Source organism: Agrobacterium sp. 16-172Ci, from assembly GCF_053522725.1.
On the sequence record NZ_JBNWBW010000001.1, the window covers coordinates 359,558 to 380,721 of the forward strand.

Sequence of the window (21,164 nt, forward strand, 5' to 3'; positions counted from 1 at the left end):
TCCCCATTGCGCGAGACAATCAGTTCAGATTGCGCAATTCGCGCCGCAAGATTTTGCCGACATTCGATTTCGGCAACTCGGTGCGGAACTCGATGATTTTCGGCCTTTTGTAGTTCGTCAGGTTCTTGGCGCAGAAGGCCTTGAGCTCCGCTTCCGTGAGTGACTGGTCCTTCTTGACCACGAAAAGCTTGACGGTTTCGCCGGAATGTTCATCCGGAACACCGATTGCCGCGCATTCCAGCACGCCCGGATGGCTGGCGGCCACTTCTTCCACCTCGTTCGGATAGACGTTGAAACCGGAAACGAGGATCATGTCCTTCTTGCGATCAACGATCTTGGTGTAACCGCGCTCGTCCATGAAACCCATGTCGCCGGAACGGAAGAAGCCGTCGGCGGTCATGGCTTTTGCGGTTTCATCCGGCCGCTGCCAATAGCCGGCCATGACCTGCGGCCCGCGAATGCAGATTTCGCCGACTTCGCCTGTCGGCAGGCTGTTGCCGTCCTCATCGCGAATATCGATTTCGGTCGAGGAGATGGGCAGGCCGATGGTGCCGCTGAATTCAGTGGAATCGAGGCGGTTGACGGTGGCGACCGGGGACGTCTCGGAGAGGCCGTAGCCTTCTGCAATCGGGCAACCGACGATGGAAAGCCAGCGCTCCGCAACGGGCCTTTGCACCGCCATGCCGCCGCCGAGAACCAGAATAAGCGACGACAGATCGAGCTTGCGGAAATCCTCATTGTTCATCAGCGCGTTGAAAAGCGTGTTGATGCCAGGGAAAACATGCGGCTGATAATGCGTCAGCTCCTTCACGAAGCCGGGAATGTCGCGCGGATTGGCGATCAGCAGATTATGACCGCCGAGCGCAATGCCCATCAGCGAATTCACCGTCAATGCGAAGATGTGGCAGAGCGGCAGCGCGCAGATGAAGTTGAGAACTTCCGGGCGGTCCTTTCGGCCATTGAAAGCGGCGTCCAGCCACAGGCTGATCTGAAGCTTGTTGGCCAGAAGATTGGCATGGGTGAGAACCGCACCCTTGGATACGCCGGTTGTGCCGCCGGTATATTGCAGGAAGGCGATGTCCTGCGCCGTGAGGCTGACCGGCTTCAGCGAAAATCCCTGGCCTTCCTTCAGCATCGCCTTGAAGCTGATGGAACCGGGAATGGTGTAGGCGGGCACCAGTTTCTTGACCTTGCGAACCACCAGATTGACGATATGTCCCTTCAGGCCGAGGAGATCGCCCATCGCCGCGACGACCACATGCCGCACCGCGGTTTTCGGCACCGCCTGCTGAGCTACATGGGCGAAGTTTTCCAGAACGAAGATCGCCTTTGCGCCGGAATCCTTGAGCTGATGTTCCAGCTCGCGCGGTGTGTAGAGCGGATTGACATTGACCACGATCATGCCCGCCCGCAGGATCCCGTATACCGCGACGGGATTTTGCAGGATATTCGGCATCATCACGGCAACCCGGTCGCCTTTTTCCAGCCCTCTGGATTGCAGCCAGGCAGCGACCGCGCGGGTTTCAGCGTCCAGTTCGCGATAGGTCAGGGACTTTCCCATGCTGGAAAAGGCCTTGCGGTCGGCAAATTGCACACAGCTCTTTTCGAGAAGTTCGACAAGGGAGGCATGGGCGGATGCGGGGATTTCGGAAGGTACACCCGGCGGATAGGATGCCAGCCAACGCTTCTCTGCGCTGACGTTTTCCGGGTGTCCCAGGGACAGTTCACTCATGCTTCTCCTCCCAGAGTCTTTGTCGCGCCGCGCATTCCTTGAAACGCGTGAAGGGCGCTTTCGGCTGCCTGATGTTCACGAAGCTCCCGCATTCAGCCGGCCCAATCGGCCGGGTTGACGGAACCTCATGTGGCGTCACCGGATCGACCGCTCCTCTCGCTCCCCGGTGACGAATGATAGACGCCTAATCCCTTGACGTCTATCTCGTCGGCAAAACCTATTTAACTCTAACGTAAACGTCAATATTGCTGCCGCACATCTCGCCCACTCGTGAAGGGAAAAGCATTTTGCCCGGCTTTTTTGACTTTAATCCTGATTTGAGCGATCAACATAATTCGCAAAGCAGGGCAGGATTGGAAATGGCAGGCAGGGCAGCGCTTGAACTGAAATCGGTCGGGAAGAGATTCGGCGAGACGGAAGTGCTGTCCGATATCGATCTTTCCGTCGAACGCGGCGAAATCATTTGTCTGGTGGGGCGCTCCGGCTGTGGAAAATCGACCCTGCTGCGCATCGTGGCGGGCGTGGAGACGCCGGACCACGGCAGCGTTTCCCTGAATGGTGCTGCCGTTGCCGGTCCCGCTGTTTTCATCGAGCCGGAAAAGCGCAATATCGGTTTTGTCTTTCAGGATTATGCGCTGTTTCCGCATCTGACCGTCGAGCAGAATGTGATGTTCGGTCTTCGGTCTTTGCCGAAGGTGGAAGCCCGCCGCCGCGCCGCAGAGATGATCGAACATGTTCACCTGCAGGAGCTGGCGAAACGTTATCCGCATACGCTTTCGGGTGGCGAGCAGCAGCGTGTGGCGCTCGCCCGCGCGCTTGCCCCGCAGCCCGGCCTGCTCCTGATGGACGAACCCTTTTCCAATCTGGACAGGGGATTGCGCGACAGCGTGCGCGAGGAAACGCTCGGCCTGTTGCGGCAACTGGGCACGACGGCGATCATGGTGACGCATGATCCGGAAGAGGCGCTTTCCGCAGGCGACCGTGTGGTTCTGATGCAGCGCGGGCGCATCGTGCAGAGCGGCACGGGTTACGAAATCCACGATCATCCCAAGACCCGTTATGCCGCCGATTTTTTCTGCGCCTTCAACAAGATCGAAGGCCGGGTAAGACAGGGCCGCGTCGAAACGCCGCTCGGGCTTCTGGGCGATGCGTCCGATCTGCCTGACGGTCTCGCCGCCGTTGCCTATGTTCGCCCAAACGCGATTTCGATCATCGAGGACGGTGCGGCGAAAGAAGGAATTGCCGGCGAAATATCGAGCCGTGTCTTCCTCGGGGAGATCGAGCAGCTTGGCATAGCCGTGCCCGGACTGTCGGCAGATCTGCGTGTGAGGACGATGCAGCGCACACCCGCCCGGACGACGGCGGTGCGCTTCGGTATCGACCCAAAGGGAGTGCTGATATTTACTGCAAGTTGAGTGAGCGGATTTGTATGTTTATTTCCGCTCCATTTTCAACTCTTGGTGATCGAATCCGCCCGAAAAACAGAGAAATAAAACTTGATTTGGGTCATCATGTATGATGTCTGCTCCCTCTATATGCCGCTATCGGAGAGGGAGACAAAACATGACGAAATTTACCAGATTTGCCCTGCTTGCCAGCACGGTTGCCTTTGCAGCTGGAACGGCCAGCGCTGCGGAACTCAACATTTACACCACCCGCGAACCGGGCCTGATCCAGCCGCTGCTGGAATCCTTCACCGCCTCGAGCGGCGTCAAGGTCAATACCGTGTTCCTGAAGGACGGTCTTGCCGAGCGCGTTCTGAGCGAGGGCGCAAGCTCGCCTGCCGACGTTCTGATGACGGTGGATGCCGGCAACCTCGTCGATCTCGCCGAAAAGGGCGTCACCCAGGCGGTCGAATCCGAAACCCTGACCAAGGCTATCCCGGCTGAACTTCGCGACGCCAAGGGCCATTGGTTCGCGCTCTCCATGCGCGCCCGCGTTCTTTATGCGGCGAAGGATGTCGATCTCGCCTCCTTCAACTATGAAGATCTGGCGGATGCGAAGTGGAAGGGCAAGGTCTGCATTCGCGCCGGCCAGCACCCCTATAACACGGCGCTTTTTGCCGACTACATCGCCCATTACGGCGCTGCGGACACCGAAAAGTGGCTTGCCGGCGTCAAGGAAAACCTGGCCCGCAAGGCAGGCGGCGGCGACCGTGACGTTGCCAAGGATATCCTCGGCGGCATTTGCGATATCGGCATCGCCAACTCCTATTATGTCGGTCTGATGCGCTCGGGCAAGGGCGGCGAGGAGCAGGTGAAGTGGGGCGACGCCATCAAGGTGGTTCTGCCGACCTTCAAGAACGGCGGCACGCAGGTCAATATCAGCGGCGCGGCCGTGGCCAAGAATGCACCGAACAAGGCGGAAGCCGTCAAGCTGCTGGAATATCTCGTCTCCGACGAAGCCCAGAAGATCTATGCTGAAGCCAACTACGAATATCCGGTCAAGCAGGGTGCGGCTCTCAACGAGATCATCGCTTCCTTCGGCACGCTGAAGATCGATAACAAGCCGCTGACGGAAATCGTCTCGCACCGCAAGCAGGCGAGCGAGCTGGTCGACAAGGTCGGTTTCGACAAGTAAGGGCCAATCAGCGATAACATGGTGGAAGGCGTTCGCATTCGCGGGCGCCTTTCCGCGCATTTTCTAAAAGCACATGAATCCAGACGCCATCCAGCCATTGACACCTCGTGCCCGAGCCAGGTTTTCATCCTCCTTCTGGTGGCTGTGCCTTTCCGTGCTGGCGGTCTGCGGCGCCATGGTGCCGGTTCTGGCGCTTGTATCGCAGGCGTTGCAGGGTTCTGAAGGCCTGTGGGCGCATCTCGGCTCGACCGTGCTCTGGACGGCGCTTCCGGATACGGCGATCCTTCTCGCCGGGGTCGGGTTGCTGGCCGGCGTCGTCGGAACCTATGCCGCCTGGCTGGTCACCGCCTATGATTTTCCCGGCCGCAAAATATTGGAATGGGCGCTGCTGCTGCCGCTGGCCATGCCCACCTATATCGTCGCTTACGCCTATCTGGATATTCTGCATCCCATAGGACCGGTGCAGGGCGCGATCCGCTGGCTGCTCGGTTATTCCAGCCCGCGCGAATTTCGCCTGCCGGACATAAGGTCCATGGCGGGCTGCATCGTCCTTCTCGGCTTCGTGCTGTTTCCTTATGTCTATATTCCCGTGCGCGCCATGTTCCTGACACAGGCGGGCAACCTGCTGGAAGCGGCGCGAACGCTCGGCGTTTCCAGACGCGCGGCCTTCTTCAAGGTCGCGGTGCCGCTGGCGCGCCCGGCGATTGCGGTCGGCATCAGCCTTGCCCTGATGGAAGCGCTGAACGATATAGGCGCATCGGAATTCCTCGGCGTCCGCACGCTCACCGTTTCCGTCTACACCACTTGGGTCACGAAATCCGACCTGCCGGGTGCGGCGCAGATCGCGCTTTCCATGCTGTTCATCGTTGTCGCCCTCGTGGCGCTCGAGCGCTGGGCGCGGCGCAAGCAGCGTTATGCCGTTTCGGCGCAGAAGAGCAGGGAACTGGAGCCGCTGCGGCTCAACGGCCTGAAGGGCTGGGCCGCTTTCGTACTCGGCGGCCTGCCGGTCCTTATCGGCTTTGTGGCGCCGGCCAGCTATCTCGTCATCGAGGCATGGAAACGGTTCCGTTTCAGCGGCCTCTCCGCCCGCTTTGCCGATGAGGCTCTGAACACCATCGTCTTTGCCGGACTGGCGACGGTTATCACCCTTATCTTCGGCCTTGCGGTTGCTTACGCCATGCGCCTTGCACCGGGACGTCTCTCGCTCTGGTCCTACCGGCTTTCGACGGTCGGATATGCGGCCCCCGGCACGGTCATCGCCATCGGCGTGCTGATCGCGCTTGGCGGCTTCGACCGGTTTGTCGACCAGACCATGCGTGACTGGTTCGGCATCTCTACCGGCCTCATCTTCATCGGCAGCGGTGCCGCGCTGATCTACGCCTACTCGGCGCGTTTCCTCACCATTGCGGCGGGCGGTGTGGATGCCGGCCTCAGCCGCATACCGCAATCCTTCGATCACGCCTCGCGAACGCTCGGGCGATCCGCGACGCAGACATTCCGCCAGATTCATCTGCCGCTATCCAAGGCGTCGCTCGCGGCAGCGGCGCTGCTGATCTTTGTCGATTGCGTCAAGGAGCTTCCCGCCACGCTTCTGTTGAGGCCGCTGAATTTCGAAACCTTCGCTACCCATCTTTATGGCGAAGCGGCGCGCGGCACCTATGAGGAGGCGGCAATCGCAGCGCTGGCAATCGTCGTCATTGGCATGCTTCCGGTCATGCAGCTTGCAAGGATCGGCCGGCGCAAGGGCTGATATTGGAGCCCTGCCCGATAAATGACGGGCGCAAAACTGTGCGAGAGGCCAATAAGCTTCAAATCCCGCCAGAAAACGACAAGCATCCTGCCTTAATCCTGATGTAAATACTCAGCTTAATTGAGGTGCCGCGGCCTGTCGAATTTGGACATCGGCCGCGATCTGTTTCGGGGCATATCTTGAAAAATTTGCATGGGATGTATTTGAGCCGTCTGGCTTTGGGCACGGCCGCCGTTGTTTTGCTGGCGCCAGCGATGGGCCACGCGCAGGACACGACCGTTCTGCAGCAGATCACCGTCGAAGGGCAGGGCGCGGAAAACGCGACGGGTCCGGTCCGGGGTTATGTCGCGAAGAAAAGCGCGACCGGTTCGAAAACCGAGACGGAAACCAGGGATATTCCGCAATCCGTATCGGTCGTCGGCCGCCAGGAAATGGATGACCGCGGCGCAGTGACGAAAATCGACGAGGTACTGCGTTACACCCCCGGTGTGACGGCGGAGCCCTTCGGGACCGACCCGGACACGGACTGGATTTACATCCGTGGTTTTCAGGCCACCCAGACCGGCGTGTTTCTGGATGGTCTGAACCTGTTCAGCTACGGTTTCGGCGGTTTCCAGATGGATGCCTACGGTCTGGAGCGCGTGGAAATTCTGAAAGGCCCGGCCTCGGTGCTTTATGGCGGCGCCAATCCCGGCGGTATCGTGCAGATGGTCCGCAAGCGCACGCAGGATGAGCCGGTGCGCGAAACGGAAATCGGCATCAATAATTTCGGCAATGCCTTCTTCGGTTTCGATCTCGGCGACAAGGTCGATGGCGAAGGCGTGTGGAAATACCGCGTCACCGGCAAGGTTTCCGGCGGCGACAATTACACCGATTATTCCGAGGATTTGCGCGGCTTCATCATGCCGCAGATCACCTTCGAGCCGGACGCGCAGACAAGTGCCACGCTCTACGGCTATTTCTCGGCGCTCGATCAGGTTCATATCGGCAACGGCTTCCTGCCCTATGTCGGCACCGTGGTCGACGCGCCCTTCGGCAAGCTCGACCGCAAGGCCTTTTATGGCGAGCCGGATATCGACAATGGCCGCGTCTATCAGTCCATGGTGGGCTACGAGGTCAGCCACGAATTCGACAATGGCTGGAAGATCAGCCAGAACGCCCGTTATGGCCACCTCTACAAGCACGAAACCGGACCCTATGCCGGTGGCTGGGCCAATACAGATTCAAACGGCCAGCCGATCCTCGATGCCACCACCAACGACTATATGCTGACCCGCTTCGGTTATGATGGCGTGTCGAAAGTCGACAGTTTCGGCGTGGATAATCGGGTCGAAGGCCAGTTCGATACCGGCGCGGTCAACCATTCGCTGCTCTTCGGTCTCGACTATAAATATTACCGGCTGGACCAGGTGCAGGCCTGCTGCGGATCGAATGCAATCGGCGCGCTCAACCCGGTCTATGGCTCGACGCAGGGAACGAATTTCGTTTATGCCGACAATATCGTGACCCAGCAGCAGATCGGCATCTACGCGCAGGACCAGCTGCGTTTCGGCGATGGCTGGCTGGTCACGCTGAATGGCCGTTACGACTATGTCGACACCGAGCTGAACAACAGGCTCCCGGCGGGCCTCTCCCGCCGCTCGAATGACGATGCGCTGAGCGGCCGCGCCGGTCTCGCCTATGAATTCGACAATGGCCTGACACCCTATGTCTCGGCCGCCACTTTCTTCAATCCGCTCATCGATACGCTTGCGGATGGCACTCCCGCTTCTCCGGAAGAGGGACACCAGTTCGAGGCCGGTATCAAATATGAGCCGACCTTCTTCGATGGCAGCATCACGGCCTCCGTCTTCAAGCTGGTGAAGGACAATGCCATCGTTTCCTATACGGCCGGTGGTGTGACCACGAGCGGCCAGTTCGGGCAGGTGGAATCCACCGGCTTCGAGCTGGAGGCCAAGGCCAATCTCACCGACAACTGGAAGGCGCTCGCCTCCTATTCCTATACGGATCTGGAGATTACCCGCGATGCCAATCCCAATCTGATTGGCAAATCGCCATGGATCGTGCCCGCTCACACCGCCTCGTTGTGGCTGGACTATGCCTTTACCACAGACGCGCTGGAGGGCCTCAGCCTTGGCGGCGGCGTGCGGTATCAGGGCAAGTCCTGGGCGGATGAGGCAAATACGTTGCGCGTTCCGGATGCCGCCGTCTTCGACGCCGCAATCCGCTATGAGAAGAACGACTGGACCGCATCGATCAACGTCGCCAATGTCTTCGACAAGGAATATGTGAAGAGCTGCGCCGGCGTCTCCGTGTGCGGCTGGGGCGATAGCCGCACCATCACCTTCAAGCTTTCCAAGAAGTGGTAAGGCTTGGCTGAAGGCCGGCAGTTGCGGGGAAAGCAGTTTGCCACTATAAACATGAATAGATTTATCATGTTTATAGTGGCGCCATGGCGCCATGCGGGATCGAGAGGCCATGGCTTTCCGCGTGCGGATGGAAAATGAGATCGAGGGTTTTGCCGTCATTGGCGGCCCACGCTCGCGGGTCTGGAACGGCATCGTCGCCGATCTCTGGGATGTGCGTTGCGCCCCGAAGGCCGGCGGTCGTTATGTCGGCAAGGATCCACGTTTCGTTTTCCTGCTGGATATGGACGGGACGGATGACGGCCGGTTCATGATGAACCGCTGCCGTCGCGACAATTACGGGTCGTCCAAGGCGAACCGTATTTCCTTCGTGCCCGCCGATCTGGATGTGCATGCCGAACTGAGCAACGTCTCCTTCGTGCGCCACCTCGATCTGCATTTCGATGCAGGATTGCTGGGTGCCCGGCTGGTACAGGGCTTCGACCCGCACAGCCTGCTCGATCCGCATCTGATGTTCGAGGATGAGCGCCTGCTGGCGCTGGCGCGACTGATTGCCGCCGAATGCGATAATCCCGATCCGCTGCATGACCTTTATGGCGAAAGCCTCGTGCTGGCGCTATTGACGGATTTCCTGAAAGTGAAGCGGGAACCGGTCAAAAAACGCAGCAAGCTCGCCGCATGGCAGTTGAGGGCGGCGACGGATTACATCCGCGAACATTGCCTGCGGTCGATCCGGCTGGAGGAGCTGGCGGAACTCACCAACCTGTCGCAATCGCATTTCAGCCATGCCTTCAAGGCCTCCACTGGCGTGCCGCCCCACCAATGGCAGATGCAGGCGCGCATTGATCACGTCAAGGAACTGATGATGCGGACAGACATGGCGCTGACCGACATCGCCATTGCCGCCGGGTTTTCGGATCAGGCGCATTTCTCCCGCGTCTTTCGCAAGATGGTCGGTGTTTCTCCCTCCGTCTGGCAGAAAATCCGCCAATAAGGTCGTTTTCGTTCCATTCTCCTTCAAAAAAATTCCCGCCGAAGCGCCTGAAACGCCGCGGAACGAATTGTCCGTCGAGGGGTTTACCAGACGTGACACAAACGAGGAAAATCAAGGAGGAAAGGCATGATGCATCAGGAACCCCGCGCCGGACAGGACCCCTATGTCAAGGATACGCCGAGCCTGATCGCCAGCGACAAGGTGGAAGGCACGCGTGTTTACGGCGCCGACGGCAAGCATATCGGCTCGATCCAGCGCATCATTCTGGAAAAGCGCGGCGGGCGCGTTGCCTATGCGGTCTTGAGCTTTGGCGGCTTCCTCGGCATTGGTGACGACTATTATCCGCTGCCCTGGGAAAAGCTGCATTACGACGAAGAACTCGACGGCTACCGCATCGATCTCACCAAGGAAGAGATTGAAAATGCGCCGCACTTCGCCAATCTCGATGATAACGACCTGCTGAACGCCAAGGACCGCAAGGTCTATGATTATTACGGCGTCGCACCCTATTGGATGTAACGCCCAGAGAAAACGCGCTTCCGGCCGTTCGATCGCCGAAAGCGTTACAAATAAAAGAACGGCTCCTTTTCAGGAGTCGTTTTCTTTTGAGTGCGTCAATGCGGATTTTTCTGCATCTCGGAAACCGCGTCGGTGAAGCACTTGCGTGCTTCTTCGGGCGATTTACGTCCGTCAAGGGCGGCACGGCAGGCGCTTCTCGCTCTCACGAAGCTCAATCCGCCAATTTTGGGCCAGCCTTCGGTCAATAATGTCAACGCTTCGAAGGGGCCGGCGATGACGCTCTTGCCATTCGCCTCGAGATTGACCTCGACAGGCTCTGTCCATCTCTCGTTCTTCATCGTGCACCTCCCAGAGCAACGCGATCCCGAAATACACCCGACAGCGAAGCAACCCATGAACGCAGTCGTGTGTCACTACTGCTTAGGATATGCGCAAGCGATCGAATTGACAACGGGGATCAGCGGAAGCCGAAAAACGACAGGATCGCCAGAACGATGACGACGAGGCCGACGATGTAGATGATCTGATTCATGATTTTCTCCTTCGCTGATGTCATCACCATAACGTGAGGAAGAAGACGAGGTTCCAGCAGCCAATGAGAATTTAATCACGTACTAAAATGTTGCGGACGTCCCATCGCCGATGAGAGCGGATGTCACCTTCGCAGGATCACCCAGATCGCGTGGATAATGCCGGGAACATAACCGCACAGAGTCAGGAGAATATTGAGCCAGAAATGCAGGCCGAGCCCGACCTGAAGAAACACGCCGACGGGCGGAAGGATGATGGCGATCAGGATACGAATGACGTCCATTTTGAGAGCTTTCAAGTTAACCAAAACTAGACAATCAACGTGAGTGGAGCCCGGTTGGTTTCAGCGTGACGACGAATACCTTCCTTCCATCGGTGTAGCCGGCAGCCGGAAGCCGCCAATTCTGATGAACCCACTCCCGTATGACGCATCAGGTCAGAGCGACCGGTATCATTCAGCCCTCGTTCAGGCCTGCCGCATCACTCTTCCTAACGGAACCGAGGACACGGACAGACGTTGAGGTCCGTTATTGGGGAGATGAGTTCATGAAGATTCTAACCGCAGCAATCTGCCTCTTGTCGGTCGGCATCCTGAGCGGATGCGTTGACGATGGCGGTTACCGCACGGGCGGATATTATTCGTCCGGCGTCTATTATCGAGCTTATGATCGAGACAGATATTACCGCGACTATGACCGCCGGAACTGGCGCCAACACAGAGAATGGCGGGATCGCAGGGAATGGCGCGGTGACTACCGCCACCGCCCGCGCCCACCGTATTACGGTCAGTACGGCGTGATTGTTCGTTAATCGCAGCGCTTTTTCGCGGGTCTGCACGGCCGGCCCTATGTCTCGGACTGGTCCTGACAGCGCGTGTCTATTCAGATAATAGTCTGTGAAAAAATGGTGCCGCTTACGTGCATTGAATTATCGTCGCACTTGGAAGCATGTTCTAACACGCCGTCGCAGAGGCCTTGAAAATTCGGGGTGTTCCTGTTTCATTCACCTTCAAGCAGTTGCATCTTGTCGCATAGTGACGCAATTTGAAAGGTGGATTGAAAGGGGGATGCATGGCGCGCACTTTGAACAAGCTTTCTGCGCTCGGCGTGAAAAATGCCGGTGCCGGCAAGTATGCTGACGGCGGGGGCTTGTGGCTGATCAAGCGTGAGGATGGCGGCGGGCAATGGGTGCTACGTTTCACAATTCATGGCAGGCGCCGAGAGATGGGCTTAGGCTCGATAGCTGAAGTCTCATTGAAGGAAGCTCGCGAGGAATCGGAACGTTGGCGTGCGGTTGCGCGGTCGGGGCTCGATCCAATAAGCCAGCGCGAGAAGCACAAGCGGGAAGCAGTAAAACGCCTTCACCTTCTCAGTGACGTGGCCGCCGATGCATTCGAAAGCCGGAAGGCAGAATTGAAGGGCGATGGGAAGGCGGGCCGGTGGTTCAGCCCTCTTGAGCTTCACATTCTTCCTAAACTCGGCAAGACGCCGGTTGCCGAGATCAACCAAACCCAAATCCGCGACGTGCTTTCGCCAATATGGCACCAAAAGGCAGAGACAGCCCGCAAAGCGCTTAATCGCCTCGACATCTGCATGCGCCACGCTGCCGCCCTTGGCCTTGAGGTGGATATTCAAGCGGTTGCCAAAGCTCGGGCGCTTCTAGGCCAGCAGAGACACGAGGCCACGAATATTCCGGCTATGCCCTGGCATGAGGTGCCAGCTTTCTACACGCGTCTTTCTGACGGTTCGATAACGCACCTTGCCTTGCGCCTTCTCATCCTTACTGGCGTTCGCTCCCGGCCGCTCCGCTTTCTCCATGTTGACCAGATCGACGGCGACGTGTGGACGATACCGGGGGAGGCGATGAAGGGGAGGAAAGGGAAGACGCCGGATTTTCGCGTGCCGCTCACCCCGGAGGCGCTGGACATCATCAAAGCCGCGTTGCCGCTCTCCCGTGATGGCTTCCTGTTTCCCAGCATCAAGAAGGGCGTGATTTCCGACGCCACCATGTCGAGGCTGATGGAGCGCGACAAAATCGCATATCGGCCGCACGGCTTTCGTTCCTCCTTGCGCGACTGGATAGCCGAAGCGACGGACACCCCGCACGATATCGCAGAGACCACGCTAGGGCATACCGTCGGCGGAAAGGTTGAGCGAGCATATCGGCGCACTGATTTCTTGGACCAGCGGCGCAAGCTGCTTGAACGCTGGGCAAAGCATGTGACCGGTAAGGGCGAGCAAGTCCTGCGGCTGGTTGCGGAAGGATAGGACTTTTCCAATCCGTGGGGATAGGCCGGCCAGCCGACAAGCCAAACGCACCTTTGGTTTCCCTGCGGTATCCGGTGCTTTCGCGGAGTGCAGCGAATGGACGATCGAATTCAGTTCTGGAAAAATCCGGCTTCATGGCCTGATGACGCATATGGCTTTGTATTCTTAGCTCGCGTTATCCAGCGTATCGGAAAGGCGACGTTTGCAGGCGAGTGGACAGACACTGAGCCATTTACGGCGCCCCTGATCGAGACGCCACAGAGCATCATTCAAAGAGGCGTGCCCGCGCTGGCTGCATTAGAAGCTTATCGCAAAGAGCTATCGGCGTTGATCGCATTAAGTGACCCCTCCAAGCTCTCATGGAAAGTAGAAACATATCGTGTCCGGCCGCCTCTTCAACCGTTGCGCACAGCAAGAGACGCAATAAGAAGCGGGCCTCGGTCAACTGTACCATCTGATGACGGCGTGCGAACGCGGCAGGTTCTGAGTGATGAGGCAGTAAAATATGGGGAAGGTTTGATCCCCGAAGAAAACCGAAGGCGCAATGAAGCTAAAGCACGGTGGGCCCGGGTTCTAGGTTTGGTGAAGGATGCGCTACGAGACGGTAAGATTGGGTATGTGACGCTGCCGACGCATGGCGGCGCATTCTCAGCGCCGCAGCCTAAAGAGTGGTGGAATGTCCCCAGCATCGAAAACCGTATCGCGATGTGCCGGATAAACCCGGTCGCGCCTTATAGTTCCGGTTTTTCTGGCAACGGCTACGAGCATATTTTCGTTGATGGCGCTGACCTGAGCCGACTGTTGCCCGCCCCGCCGAAGCCCAAAACCCGCGCAGATGTGAAAGATATCTACGCTAGAGCCGGCCGCCTTTATGACAAATTAGAGCGGGAAGGCACGCCCATGACACGCGATTCTTTCCAAGATGAATGTTTGGCCGAGGAAGAGATAACGTCTACCTATTCTCGCGAGGTATACACGCTCAAGCTCAATGGAGAATTTGAGGAAGCCTATCGGGGTCTTTAAGTGGGTCGTCTCGCGCATCCGGCGCGCAAGGCTGCGCACAACCCCCGCAAGAGCGCGCAGGCGCGCGCAACACTTTGAATTGATTGCGTAAATTCTGAAAATTATTGTCGCTTTCGTGATCAACTCACGAAAAGGCGCAGCAATGTATAGCAACCAGTCGCAAGTTAATGTTGACCCCCTCCTTACGGATGAAGAGGTAGCAAAAATCTTAAAAGTCCATCGCGCGACGGTTTGGCGTCGTGTCGCGGATGGATCACTCCCCAAGCCTATCAGGCTTGGCAGTATCTCGCGGTTCCCTCAGTCTGAAATTATCGCCGCTCTAGACGCCGCGAAACAGCAGCGCGCCGCTTGAGGTTTCCCCATGAAAACGGAAAACCCGGCCGCGCTGGCAGGCGCTAAACCGGGTTCCAATATCAATGCTTTCACAGGGCTTGATGTTTGGAACCCTACAGAAATCACCCCTGAAAATCAATCTGAATTGCTGGCGGTACGCTCCGTCATGCGTCGGTGCCGCGTGTCCTTTTGGCATGCCAAGACCATTTGCCAGCTCACAGGTCTTGGAGGTCTGGCAGCATGACGAAACGCATCATCACCACCGCCCGTGTTCTCCCTGACGGGCAGCCTTTCAAAGTTGTCGGTCGCTTCGGCTGGATGCTTAAAGCTCTCGTTGACGCTGGAGAGCGCGGCGTCACGCCGATTGACCATCCGGCGCCCCGGCATTCCGCATACGTTCACCGCTTGCGCAAAGACTACGGCATCGTCATTGAAACGATCGATGAAAAACATGGCGGGCCCTATCCTGGCACCCATGCTCGCTACGTCCTTAGAACCGAAGTCGAGATTATCCCGGCTGAAGCGTCTGCCGCCGATGGGAGGGCCGCCGCATGAGGGAGCCGAACAATAACCCTGAGGTTATACTTGCAGCCCAATGGCTTGCCGAACAGAAGGAGCCGCCGCCCCAGGCGGTTCCAACCCTGAAAGCAGAGTTCGGTCTGTCTGCCCTTCAAGCATGCGAGGCGTGCAAGCTGTCGCAGAACTTCCGGCTTAATCGCAAGGTGTACGGCTGATGCGAGATTTCAGCAAAGTTTCCCCGAAGATTTGGCGCAACCGAGATTTTCGCGCCCTGCCGTCTATCGGTTCCCAACTGCTTTTTCTCTATCTGATGACGAGCGAACACCAAAACTCTGCCGGCTGTTTCCACCTGCCGGAAGGATATGCGCAGCATGATTTAGGGTGGACGCCTGACGAGTACGCCGAGCGTCTCCAAGAAATAGAGATTTCCGGCCTCGTGTTGATTGATCGCGAAACAAGCGAAATGTTCATCCGGGGCTGGTTCGACATGAACGCCGCCATGAATGACAGGCATGCCATGCGCATCACGAAAGCGATTGCCGAGATCGAAAGCGCCACGCTTCGTGAGACTGTTCAATCCGCGTTCTACACCACCGACGCCAACCGGAAGCCCGACAAGGTGAAGGCGGCCCGTGCGAAGATGATTGAGGCAATCGAGCGGACGGCCAACACCTCGAATTTAGCTCAAACGGGCTACATGCAACGGAGGGCGCAGCTATGATCAAAGAGCGCCGAGATACCCTATTGATACCCTATGCATACGGTATCAATACCCCAAATACCCCCCTGAAATACAGTATCGATACGGTATCGATACACAAGAGACTAGAGACAAGAGACAAAGAGACTAGCGACGGTATCAAATCGACCGACAGAATGCCGCAAGGTGTTTTTGCTTTTGAGGATGGGCAGGGTTCAAAGCCAAATTTCAAACGCCCACGTTCTTGCAAGCCTAAAGCTTCCAAGGTTGATTTCTCGTCTGGGCTTCAGGAAAGGCGGGCAGCATGATTGAAAGCCTTCCACTCGTCGGCAAAGTCTTTGAGGAAATCGAAATCCTGCCGGCAGCAGTCACGGGAATATTCCGCGACAATGATAGCGACGCCCTCGGCATTCTCCCTTTCTTCGTCGCCCCCACGCTTTATCTCGTGGAACTGTCGTTTGATGGCGGGGAGCGTCAAGGCTTGTGGATGGGCGATGATCCAGACAAGGCCCGCCAGTGCGCCAAAGAATGGGCTGAAAAGCTTCAGGTTAGGATTGTGGATCGCAGCGACAAGAGGGGATTTCATTGAAACAGCCCGTGCCAATGTTGCCCGATGAGATTATCAGGATCAAGGAAGCGGCTTTCCGCGCTGGCGTATGCGCCCGCACAATCAGGCGGTGGAACCAGGCTCACGCAATCGGCCGGCAGTCTGGGCCAGGTGCACCGCTGCAAATCTCTGCCATAGCTCTGGAAATGGTTATGGAAGGTGATGCAGTGGCCCTTGAACGCCTTCGGTTAAATGAGAGAGCACATCCAGACGTTCGCCGCTATATCGATCGTGTCGGCGTTCCCGCCTAGTGATGCAAATGTCCACATATGCCAAATCCCTGCTATCAACATTCCGAAATAGAATCGCGCCAGTTCTCACAATGGTGGCGCGGTCCAAATGGCGAAAAATTCTATCCTCGATTATAATCTAGTTCCGGACAACAACACCGACATCGCGGGCCTTGGCATTCAAGGTACATCTGCTGTCAGCAACTTTGACAACGCATTCCGTACAATCATGGCGCAGCTTGCCGCGCTTACGGGCGGCAATACGCTTGCTTCTGGAACGACCACCGATCTATCGGCTGTACCCGGCCAGTTCGTCGTCATCACTGGCAATGCCACGATCAATTCATTCGGGCTTGCTCGCGCTGGCTGGACAAAGCATCTACGGTTCGTCGGCGCTCCTACGCTCGTTCATAGCGCTGCGCTCGTTCTCCCAAGCGCCGCAAACATCGCTGTAGCTGACGGAGATACAGCGGTTTTTGTTTCCGACGACGGCGTGAACTGGCGCTGCACTGAGTATTTTTCGGCGTTCTCGAAACAGGTTCTTGATGAAAATAGCGGCCTTGGAATGTTCGCATCGATGGGTGCAACGCTATCTTACTCGTCAACATTCGTCGTCGCCAAGCTTCCGAACGGGTTCATTTTGCAGGCCGGACTTTTCACCGGCGGGGGAACAAACCCGGAAGTGATATTCCCGCAGGCGTTCCCCAATCTGCTCATAGCGCCGTTCGCCACGATGCTTGTCTCTGCGCCATCAGACGTCGCTTATGCAATTTCGATCGGCCCACGATCGAACACGAGCATGCAGTTGTTCAGACGATCAGCAGCAAATGGGGGAGCCGTGGCTGGAATTACCGAACCCTTCTTTTGGTTGGCCCTGGGAGTTTAAAAAATGAAATACGGCGTTTTTGACAATGGAGTTCCAAGAGGCTTTTACAGCAAGGAAATCCACGGCGACAACATTCCGGTCGAAGCGGTGGAAATCTCCGACGCGCAATGGATGGAGTTGCTCGACAATCCAGACACTCGGAGGTTCGAGGACGGACACATAATTGTTGTCAACGCGTCGTCTGACGGCCTCGCAGTGTAGGAGGCCGAGAGTGAAACACGAACAACGCCGAACGGAAATAGTGAATCTCATGCTGCGAGATAACCGCGTCACAGCCGGATTTAGGGCGGCTCTTTTCGACGCGACAAGGCGCGAAGGTCTTTCGGTCAACGAGTTTGTCTTGCGGGCTGCTGCGGAAAAATTGCGTGCGTCAGGCCGTGATTTCCCCGGCGTTTTTAGCTCCGGTGACTTTGGAAATGCAGACATGAGGAGCGTTTGAAATGGCATTGTTCCCAGACTTTAACACACCGAAAGCGGGCGGATGGCTGAACCGTAACGGTGATATGCTCCTACAAAGCGGTATCGGCTTGCTTTCGGGTTCGACACCACAGGAGCAGGTTGCAGGCGCTGCGCTCGGCGTCGCCAATGTTCGCAAGCAGAACAAGACGATGGACTTTTTGCGCAAGATCGACCCCACGCTATCGCAGGCGGTGGACAGCGGCGCCATATCTCCCGGGGACGCGTACAAGCTCTATGCCCAACAGAAGCTTGAAGCGCAAAAGCCCCGTAACAATTTCATGGCGGTGGGCAAGAACCTCTATGATACCCAAAGCGGCCAATGGGTTTCGCCGCCGGCCGGTGCCGCAGACTCAGCCGAATATGGCCTAGCTCCTGTTTATGGCACTGACGCACAGGGCCGAACGGTTCTCGGCCAGCTTTCCAAGGATGGCACTTTCCGCCAGACGCAATTGCCGGATGGTTTCTCCCCGACGCCTGGCATCAGCAACATTGATACAGGAACGGGAACGCGCACGATCAACAATCGAACAGGCGCGCTTATTTCGGAAACCCCGAAAGATATTGCTGGCGCCGCTGCACAGAAGGAAGTCGGACAAGCGGCAGGCGCGGCGGAGGCATCTGCCCCCGGAGACCTTCAGGCGGCCGTGAACGCAAAGGCACTAGTCGCTGGCATCCGCAACGATCCATATTTGGGACGCGGAACGGGCTTCACGTCACTCGGCAATAGCATTCCCGGCACTGGCGGTTACGACTTCCAGAACAAGGTCAATCAGGCCAAGAGCGGGGCATTCCTTACTGCAATCCAGCAGATGCGCGGTCTCGGTGCGCTTTCGAATGCAGAAGGCGACGCGGCAACACGTGCAGTCACGCGCCTCAACACGTCCACGAGTGAGGAAGAATTCGTTTCGGCGCTGGATGACTATGAGCGCATCATCGATCAGGCCATGGCCCGCGCTCAAGGCCGGATGGGTGAACGGACCTTGAAGGGCCCGCAGCCGACCGCAGGCCAGAATTACAAATCCCGTTACGGACTGGAATAACCGATGGCAGACCTAGCCCGCATCAAACGGAATGTTGCGAAGATGGCTTCGCAAGACGCCCCGATTGAGGACATCGACGGCTATATCACGTCCGAAGGGGTGACGATCGATGACGTGAGGAATTTCAGGCCGCAGGCAACCGAGAAGGAGCCGGAAGAAAAAGGCATGCTTCGCAGCGCCGCCAATAGCGTTGATGCATTCGGGCGCGGCATTGCCAATTCTGCATCATTCGGCTTTGCGGATGAAGCTGGCGCGGGCGCTCGATGGCTTGGCGGCAAGATTTTCCCATGGCAACCGAATGTGACCTATGACGAGGCGTTGGCAGAGGTGCGGGGGTCGGACAAAGCAACAGCCGCCGCTCATCCGGTGGCGGATATCGCCGGCAACGTAACCGGCGCCGTTGGTCTAGGCTCGGGTCTGGTTAAGGCTGGCTTGTCGCCTACTGCTGCCGTTGCGAACCGTGGCGGCCGCTTACTGGCCGTATCTGGTGCTTCGGCGCTGGAGGGTGCTGGGCTCGGCGCCGCGCAAGGCTTCGGGCAAGGTGAAGGCGGATTCCAGAATCGACTTGCAAAAGCGACCACAGGAGGAATTACCGGTGGCGTTATCGGCGGGGCGCTTCCCGGTGCGGTTTCACTAGCTGGCAATGCCGTTCGCCGCGTTGTCTCCCCCGTTTCCACGTCGCCCGCTCGTCAATCGCTCGTCAACACACTTGAGCGCGAAGGCGTTGACCTGACGGCAGGGCAGGCAACGGGCAACAACACCCTGCGATATGCTGAGAGCGAACTAGGCGGACAAGCTGCGCAGGACATCACAGAACGTCAGGGAGAACAGTTTACCCGCGCCGCCCTTTCCCGTGCTGGGGTGACCGCCGACCGCGCCACGTCTGATGTTATCGACAACGCGTTTAACCGCATCGGAAGCCAGTTTGATTCATTGGCCACGCGGAACACGCTCAAACCGGATCGGAAGCTACAAAACGATTTGGTAGACACCTGGCGCAACTACATGTCAGTCACACCGCCGAACGCCCGCGTTCCAATCGTGGCCGACATGATGAGCGATATCAACAACGCCCTGAAAAATGGCGGCTCACTCGACGGGAAAACATATCAGTCTCTGCGCTCTCGCCTTGATCGGGTAGCGCGCGGATCGAGTGACCCCGAACTAGCAAACACGCTTCGGGATATCAGATCGGCGCTTGATGACGGCATGGAGCGTTCGATCGCCGCAACCAACCCAAAAGACCTTGGCGGCTGGCGCACCGCCCGCAAGGAATACCGCAACATGCTTGTACTGGAACAGGCAACGACAGGGGCAGGGGAAAACGCAGCGGCGGGCCTTATCTCTCCTTCCGCACTCCGTAACGCCACACTGGCGAAGCAAGGGCGCAGAAACTACGCACGGGGAAGCGGTGACTTTGCCGATCTGGCGCGCGCAGGTGAGGGCGTTATGAAGTCCTTGCCGCAATCTGGTACAGCCCCGAGAACTGCAATCCGAAACATGGGAGCGGCCCTGCCTGCCGTGCTTGGTGCCGGTGCCGGTGGTGCAGCCGGGGGCGGGTTCGGTGCAATGGCCGGAATGGCGGCCGGTGCGGCACTCCCCGCTTTTGCTGGAAAGCTCATGATGACACCAGTAGGACAGGCGTATTTGAAAAACCAGCTTTTAAGCGGTTCGATTAGCCCTCAGTTCAGGGCAAAGCTGGCGTCGGCCGTCAACGCGATCGATGCATCTTTCCTGCCGCGCATCATGGAGGAAGGTGCGGGACCGTCACAAGTCCCGGCTGCTGCCGCCGCTCGATAGGTGCATGTCAACAACGGTATAGGCGAACATTATTCCGGTGATGACGCCTAAACCTATTTGCTGCCAATCAAGCCCGCGGCTAAATGTTTGCCCGACCCACAAGAGGCAAACCATCGCCCATACGGCCAGCCACCACTTCCCCAGCGAGTTGCGGCGGCCGGGACGTTCGGTAGGATCGTGGTCGATAATCGGTGGCGTTTTCATGGTGCGTTATATCCATACCCAGCGGGCAATTCCGAACAAAACAATTAAACCGGTCATGGCGAGCAGTGAAAAAACAAATGAAACCAGCGCCACAGCTAGAGAATCGCGCAGGTAAAAAGGCTTGTAAGACGGAGAAAAATCCATTTTGCCTGTCCGGGCATCTCTGACTTCAGACATGGAAACTATGAAAGTTGAAGCTGCGCATCCAAGCTTGCTTATGTCGATGTTTCCATAAATATTGAGGCCTTGAGTAAGCGCCGTATCGCTTAGATTTGCGGCACATCTATAGCCCATCTCATTTCGCACACTTGCTTTTAATGATTCTTGGTATCGATCGAAGTTAGTCCAAGCATTGGCTAGAAAACCAATACCGCCGACAACGATAGAGGCCTTGACTCCTCGGGTAAGCCACCGCTTCAGCCAAGGCTTTTTCAAAGGTACGTCGATAAAGCGAGACGGCTTCATATACCCCCCAAAGATTGAGTGATTATGCCATATTTCGCCTTTGTGTCGAGCGCCCTGCTCGGTGTTGATACACCGCAAAAACAGGAGCGCACATTGAAACCAGATAGCTCGAAAAACGAAGACAGTTCCGAAGCTTACAAGAGATATGCAAGGTGTCTG

24 protein-coding genes are annotated in these 21,164 nt (G+C 57.5%); 19 read left to right on the forward strand and 5 right to left on the reverse strand.

Annotated features, from left to right (window positions below):
• Positions 1-19 precede the first annotated feature (19 nt).
• Positions 20-1,732 (reverse strand): long-chain fatty acid--CoA ligase, encoded by a 1,713-nt coding sequence (locus ACQZ40_RS01785; protein ID WP_065654545.1) that lies wholly within the window; start codon positions 1,730-1,732, stop codon positions 20-22.
• A gap of 359 nt (positions 1,733-2,091) precedes the next feature.
• Here ACQZ40_RS01785 and ACQZ40_RS01790 point away from each other — a divergent pair, with 359 nt between their 5' ends.
• The 6 genes from ACQZ40_RS01790 to ACQZ40_RS01815 all read left to right on the forward strand — a co-directional run bounded on the left by ACQZ40_RS01790 (position 2,092) and on the right by ACQZ40_RS01815 (position 9,941).
• The gene (locus ACQZ40_RS01790; RefSeq protein WP_448747277.1) at positions 2,092-3,147 is read left to right on the forward strand and encodes an ABC transporter ATP-binding protein; all 1,056 of its coding nucleotides are present in this window, start codon (positions 2,092-2,094) and stop codon (positions 3,145-3,147) included.
• A gap of 148 nt (positions 3,148-3,295) precedes the next feature.
• Positions 3,296-4,312 carry an extracellular solute-binding protein gene (locus ACQZ40_RS01795; protein WP_003503602.1) on the forward strand — a complete coding sequence of 339 codons (1,017 nt, stop codon included), beginning with the start codon at positions 3,296-3,298 and terminating at the stop codon, positions 4,310-4,312.
• Positions 4,313-4,385: 73 nt separating this feature from the next.
• Positions 4,386-6,062 (forward strand): ABC transporter permease, encoded by a 1,677-nt coding sequence (locus tag ACQZ40_RS01800; RefSeq protein ID WP_448747278.1) that lies wholly within the window; start codon positions 4,386-4,388, stop codon positions 6,060-6,062.
• Between the two features lie 179 nt (positions 6,063-6,241).
• Entirely contained in the window at positions 6,242-8,431 is a 2,190-nt protein-coding gene (locus tag ACQZ40_RS01805) for a TonB-dependent siderophore receptor (protein WP_448747279.1), read from the forward strand.
• Positions 8,432-8,540: 109 nt separating this feature from the next.
• A complete protein-coding gene (locus tag ACQZ40_RS01810; RefSeq protein ID WP_003520000.1) occupies positions 8,541-9,422 on the forward strand; it encodes a helix-turn-helix transcriptional regulator in 882 nt (293 codons plus the stop codon).
• Between the two features lie 126 nt (positions 9,423-9,548).
• The gene (locus ACQZ40_RS01815) at positions 9,549-9,941 is read left to right on the forward strand and encodes a PRC-barrel domain-containing protein (protein WP_174043874.1); all 393 of its coding nucleotides are present in this window, start codon (positions 9,549-9,551) and stop codon (positions 9,939-9,941) included.
• Positions 9,942-10,036: 95 nt separating this feature from the next.
• Here the strand turns inward: ACQZ40_RS01815 and ACQZ40_RS01820 are convergent, their stop codons facing one another.
• Both ACQZ40_RS01820 and ACQZ40_RS01825 read right to left on the reverse strand, forming a co-directional pair.
• Positions 10,037-10,279: a DUF982 domain-containing protein gene (locus ACQZ40_RS01820; protein ID WP_003519998.1), complete on the reverse strand. Its 243-nt coding sequence runs from the start codon at positions 10,277-10,279 to the stop codon at positions 10,037-10,039.
• 317 nt (positions 10,280-10,596) lie between these two features.
• The gene (locus ACQZ40_RS01825; protein ID WP_020811433.1) at positions 10,597-10,755 is read right to left on the reverse strand and encodes a YqaE/Pmp3 family membrane protein; all 159 of its coding nucleotides are present in this window, start codon (positions 10,753-10,755) and stop codon (positions 10,597-10,599) included.
• A gap of 263 nt (positions 10,756-11,018) precedes the next feature.
• Between ACQZ40_RS01825 and ACQZ40_RS01830 the strand changes: the two genes are divergently transcribed.
• The 13 genes from ACQZ40_RS01830 to ACQZ40_RS01890 all read left to right on the forward strand — a co-directional run bounded on the left by ACQZ40_RS01830 (position 11,019) and on the right by ACQZ40_RS01890 (position 20,336).
• The gene (locus ACQZ40_RS01830; RefSeq protein ID WP_078051301.1) at positions 11,019-11,282 is read left to right on the forward strand and encodes a hypothetical protein; all 264 of its coding nucleotides are present in this window, start codon (positions 11,019-11,021) and stop codon (positions 11,280-11,282) included.
• Positions 11,283-11,542: 260 nt separating this feature from the next.
• On the forward strand, positions 11,543-12,739 hold the full coding sequence (locus ACQZ40_RS01835; protein WP_448747280.1) for a tyrosine-type recombinase/integrase: 1,197 nt from the start codon (positions 11,543-11,545) through the stop codon (positions 12,737-12,739).
• 96 nt (positions 12,740-12,835) lie between these two features.
• Positions 12,836-13,762 (forward strand): hypothetical protein, encoded by a 927-nt coding sequence (locus ACQZ40_RS01840; RefSeq protein WP_448747281.1) that lies wholly within the window; start codon positions 12,836-12,838, stop codon positions 13,760-13,762.
• 142 nt (positions 13,763-13,904) lie between these two features.
• Complete coding sequence (locus ACQZ40_RS01845; RefSeq protein ID WP_448747282.1) at positions 13,905-14,114, forward strand: helix-turn-helix transcriptional regulator; 210 nt, start codon at positions 13,905-13,907, stop codon at positions 14,112-14,114.
• A 9-nt stretch (positions 14,115-14,123) separates the two neighbouring features.
• Entirely contained in the window at positions 14,124-14,339 is a 216-nt protein-coding gene (locus ACQZ40_RS01850; RefSeq protein ID WP_448747283.1) for a hypothetical protein, read from the forward strand.
• Positions 14,336-14,650: a winged helix domain-containing protein gene (locus ACQZ40_RS01855; protein WP_448747284.1), complete on the forward strand. Its 315-nt coding sequence runs from the start codon at positions 14,336-14,338 to the stop codon at positions 14,648-14,650. Before ACQZ40_RS01850 ends, ACQZ40_RS01855 begins: the two co-directional genes overlap by 4 nt.
• A 178-nt stretch (positions 14,651-14,828) precedes the next feature.
• Complete coding sequence (locus ACQZ40_RS01860) at positions 14,829-15,335, forward strand: hypothetical protein (RefSeq protein ID WP_448747285.1); 507 nt, start codon at positions 14,829-14,831, stop codon at positions 15,333-15,335.
• Between the two features lie 283 nt (positions 15,336-15,618).
• Positions 15,619-15,903: a hypothetical protein gene (locus ACQZ40_RS01865; RefSeq protein ID WP_448747286.1), complete on the forward strand. Its 285-nt coding sequence runs from the start codon at positions 15,619-15,621 to the stop codon at positions 15,901-15,903.
• A gap of 357 nt (positions 15,904-16,260) precedes the next feature.
• Positions 16,261-17,037: a gp53-like domain-containing protein gene (locus ACQZ40_RS01870; RefSeq protein ID WP_448747287.1), complete on the forward strand. Its 777-nt coding sequence runs from the start codon at positions 16,261-16,263 to the stop codon at positions 17,035-17,037.
• A gap of 3 nt (positions 17,038-17,040) precedes the next feature.
• Positions 17,041-17,238, forward strand: coding sequence for a hypothetical protein (locus ACQZ40_RS01875; RefSeq protein WP_448747288.1), 198 nt, complete (start codon positions 17,041-17,043; stop codon positions 17,236-17,238).
• 10 nt (positions 17,239-17,248) lie between these two features.
• Positions 17,249-17,476 carry a hypothetical protein gene (locus tag ACQZ40_RS01880; RefSeq protein WP_448747289.1) on the forward strand — a complete coding sequence of 76 codons (228 nt, stop codon included), beginning with the start codon at positions 17,249-17,251 and terminating at the stop codon, positions 17,474-17,476.
• A 1-nt stretch (position 17,477) separates the two neighbouring features.
• Entirely contained in the window at positions 17,478-18,536 is a 1,059-nt protein-coding gene (locus ACQZ40_RS01885; RefSeq protein ID WP_448747290.1) for a hypothetical protein, read from the forward strand.
• Positions 18,537-18,539: 3 nt separating this feature from the next.
• Positions 18,540-20,336: a hypothetical protein gene (locus ACQZ40_RS01890; protein WP_448747291.1), complete on the forward strand. Its 1,797-nt coding sequence runs from the start codon at positions 18,540-18,542 to the stop codon at positions 20,334-20,336.
• Here ACQZ40_RS01890 and ACQZ40_RS01895 read toward each other — a convergent pair.
• On the reverse strand, positions 20,304-20,540 hold the full coding sequence (locus ACQZ40_RS01895; protein ID WP_448747292.1) for a hypothetical protein: 237 nt from the start codon (positions 20,538-20,540) through the stop codon (positions 20,304-20,306). The two genes, ACQZ40_RS01890 and ACQZ40_RS01895, sit on opposite strands and share 33 nt — an antisense overlap.
• Before the next feature lie 6 nt (positions 20,541-20,546).
• A complete protein-coding gene (locus ACQZ40_RS01900) occupies positions 20,547-21,005 on the reverse strand; it encodes a hypothetical protein (protein ID WP_448747293.1) in 459 nt (152 codons plus the stop codon).
• Between the last annotated feature and the right edge of the window lie 159 nt (positions 21,006-21,164).

Bases quoted from the DNA above. Each gene is read 5' to 3' on its own strand.
- ACQZ40_RS01885 (WP_448747290.1), top strand. From the start codon at position 17,478: ATGGCATTGTTCCCAGACTTTAACACACCGAAAGCGGGCGGATGGCTG.
- ACQZ40_RS01890 (WP_448747291.1), top strand. From the start codon at position 18,540: ATGGCAGACCTAGCCCGCATCAAACGGAATGTTGCGAAGATGGCTTCG.
- ACQZ40_RS01865 (WP_448747286.1), top strand. From the start codon at position 15,619: ATGATTGAAAGCCTTCCACTCGTCGGCAAAGTCTTTGAGGAAATCGAA.
- ACQZ40_RS01815 (WP_174043874.1), top strand. From the start codon at position 9,549: ATGATGCATCAGGAACCCCGCGCCGGACAGGACCCCTATGTCAAGGAT.
- ACQZ40_RS01795 (WP_003503602.1), top strand. From the start codon at position 3,296: ATGACGAAATTTACCAGATTTGCCCTGCTTGCCAGCACGGTTGCCTTT.
- ACQZ40_RS01845 (WP_448747282.1), top strand. From the start codon at position 13,905: ATGTATAGCAACCAGTCGCAAGTTAATGTTGACCCCCTCCTTACGGAT.
- ACQZ40_RS01785 (WP_065654545.1), bottom strand. From the start codon at position 1,732: ATGAGTGAACTGTCCCTGGGACACCCGGAAAACGTCAGCGCAGAGAAG.
- ACQZ40_RS01855 (WP_448747284.1), top strand. From the start codon at position 14,336: ATGACGAAACGCATCATCACCACCGCCCGTGTTCTCCCTGACGGGCAG.
- ACQZ40_RS01830 (WP_078051301.1), top strand. From the start codon at position 11,019: ATGAAGATTCTAACCGCAGCAATCTGCCTCTTGTCGGTCGGCATCCTG.
- ACQZ40_RS01895 (WP_448747292.1), bottom strand. From the start codon at position 20,540: ATGAAAACGCCACCGATTATCGACCACGATCCTACCGAACGTCCCGGC.
- ACQZ40_RS01900 (WP_448747293.1), bottom strand. From the start codon at position 21,005: ATGAAGCCGTCTCGCTTTATCGACGTACCTTTGAAAAAGCCTTGGCTG.
- ACQZ40_RS01875 (WP_448747288.1), top strand. From the start codon at position 17,041: ATGAAATACGGCGTTTTTGACAATGGAGTTCCAAGAGGCTTTTACAGC.
- ACQZ40_RS01820 (WP_003519998.1), bottom strand. From the start codon at position 10,279: ATGAAGAACGAGAGATGGACAGAGCCTGTCGAGGTCAATCTCGAGGCG.
- ACQZ40_RS01850 (WP_448747283.1), top strand. From the start codon at position 14,124: ATGAAAACGGAAAACCCGGCCGCGCTGGCAGGCGCTAAACCGGGTTCC.
- ACQZ40_RS01825 (WP_020811433.1), bottom strand. From the start codon at position 10,755: ATGGACGTCATTCGTATCCTGATCGCCATCATCCTTCCGCCCGTCGGC.
- ACQZ40_RS01790 (WP_448747277.1), top strand. From the start codon at position 2,092: ATGGCAGGCAGGGCAGCGCTTGAACTGAAATCGGTCGGGAAGAGATTC.
- ACQZ40_RS01810 (WP_003520000.1), top strand. From the start codon at position 8,541: ATGGCTTTCCGCGTGCGGATGGAAAATGAGATCGAGGGTTTTGCCGTC.
- ACQZ40_RS01860 (WP_448747285.1), top strand. From the start codon at position 14,829: ATGCGAGATTTCAGCAAAGTTTCCCCGAAGATTTGGCGCAACCGAGAT.
- ACQZ40_RS01840 (WP_448747281.1), top strand. From the start codon at position 12,836: ATGGACGATCGAATTCAGTTCTGGAAAAATCCGGCTTCATGGCCTGAT.
- ACQZ40_RS01870 (WP_448747287.1), top strand. From the start codon at position 16,261: ATGGCGAAAAATTCTATCCTCGATTATAATCTAGTTCCGGACAACAAC.
- ACQZ40_RS01835 (WP_448747280.1), top strand. From the start codon at position 11,543: ATGGCGCGCACTTTGAACAAGCTTTCTGCGCTCGGCGTGAAAAATGCC.
- ACQZ40_RS01800 (WP_448747278.1), top strand. From the start codon at position 4,386: ATGAATCCAGACGCCATCCAGCCATTGACACCTCGTGCCCGAGCCAGG.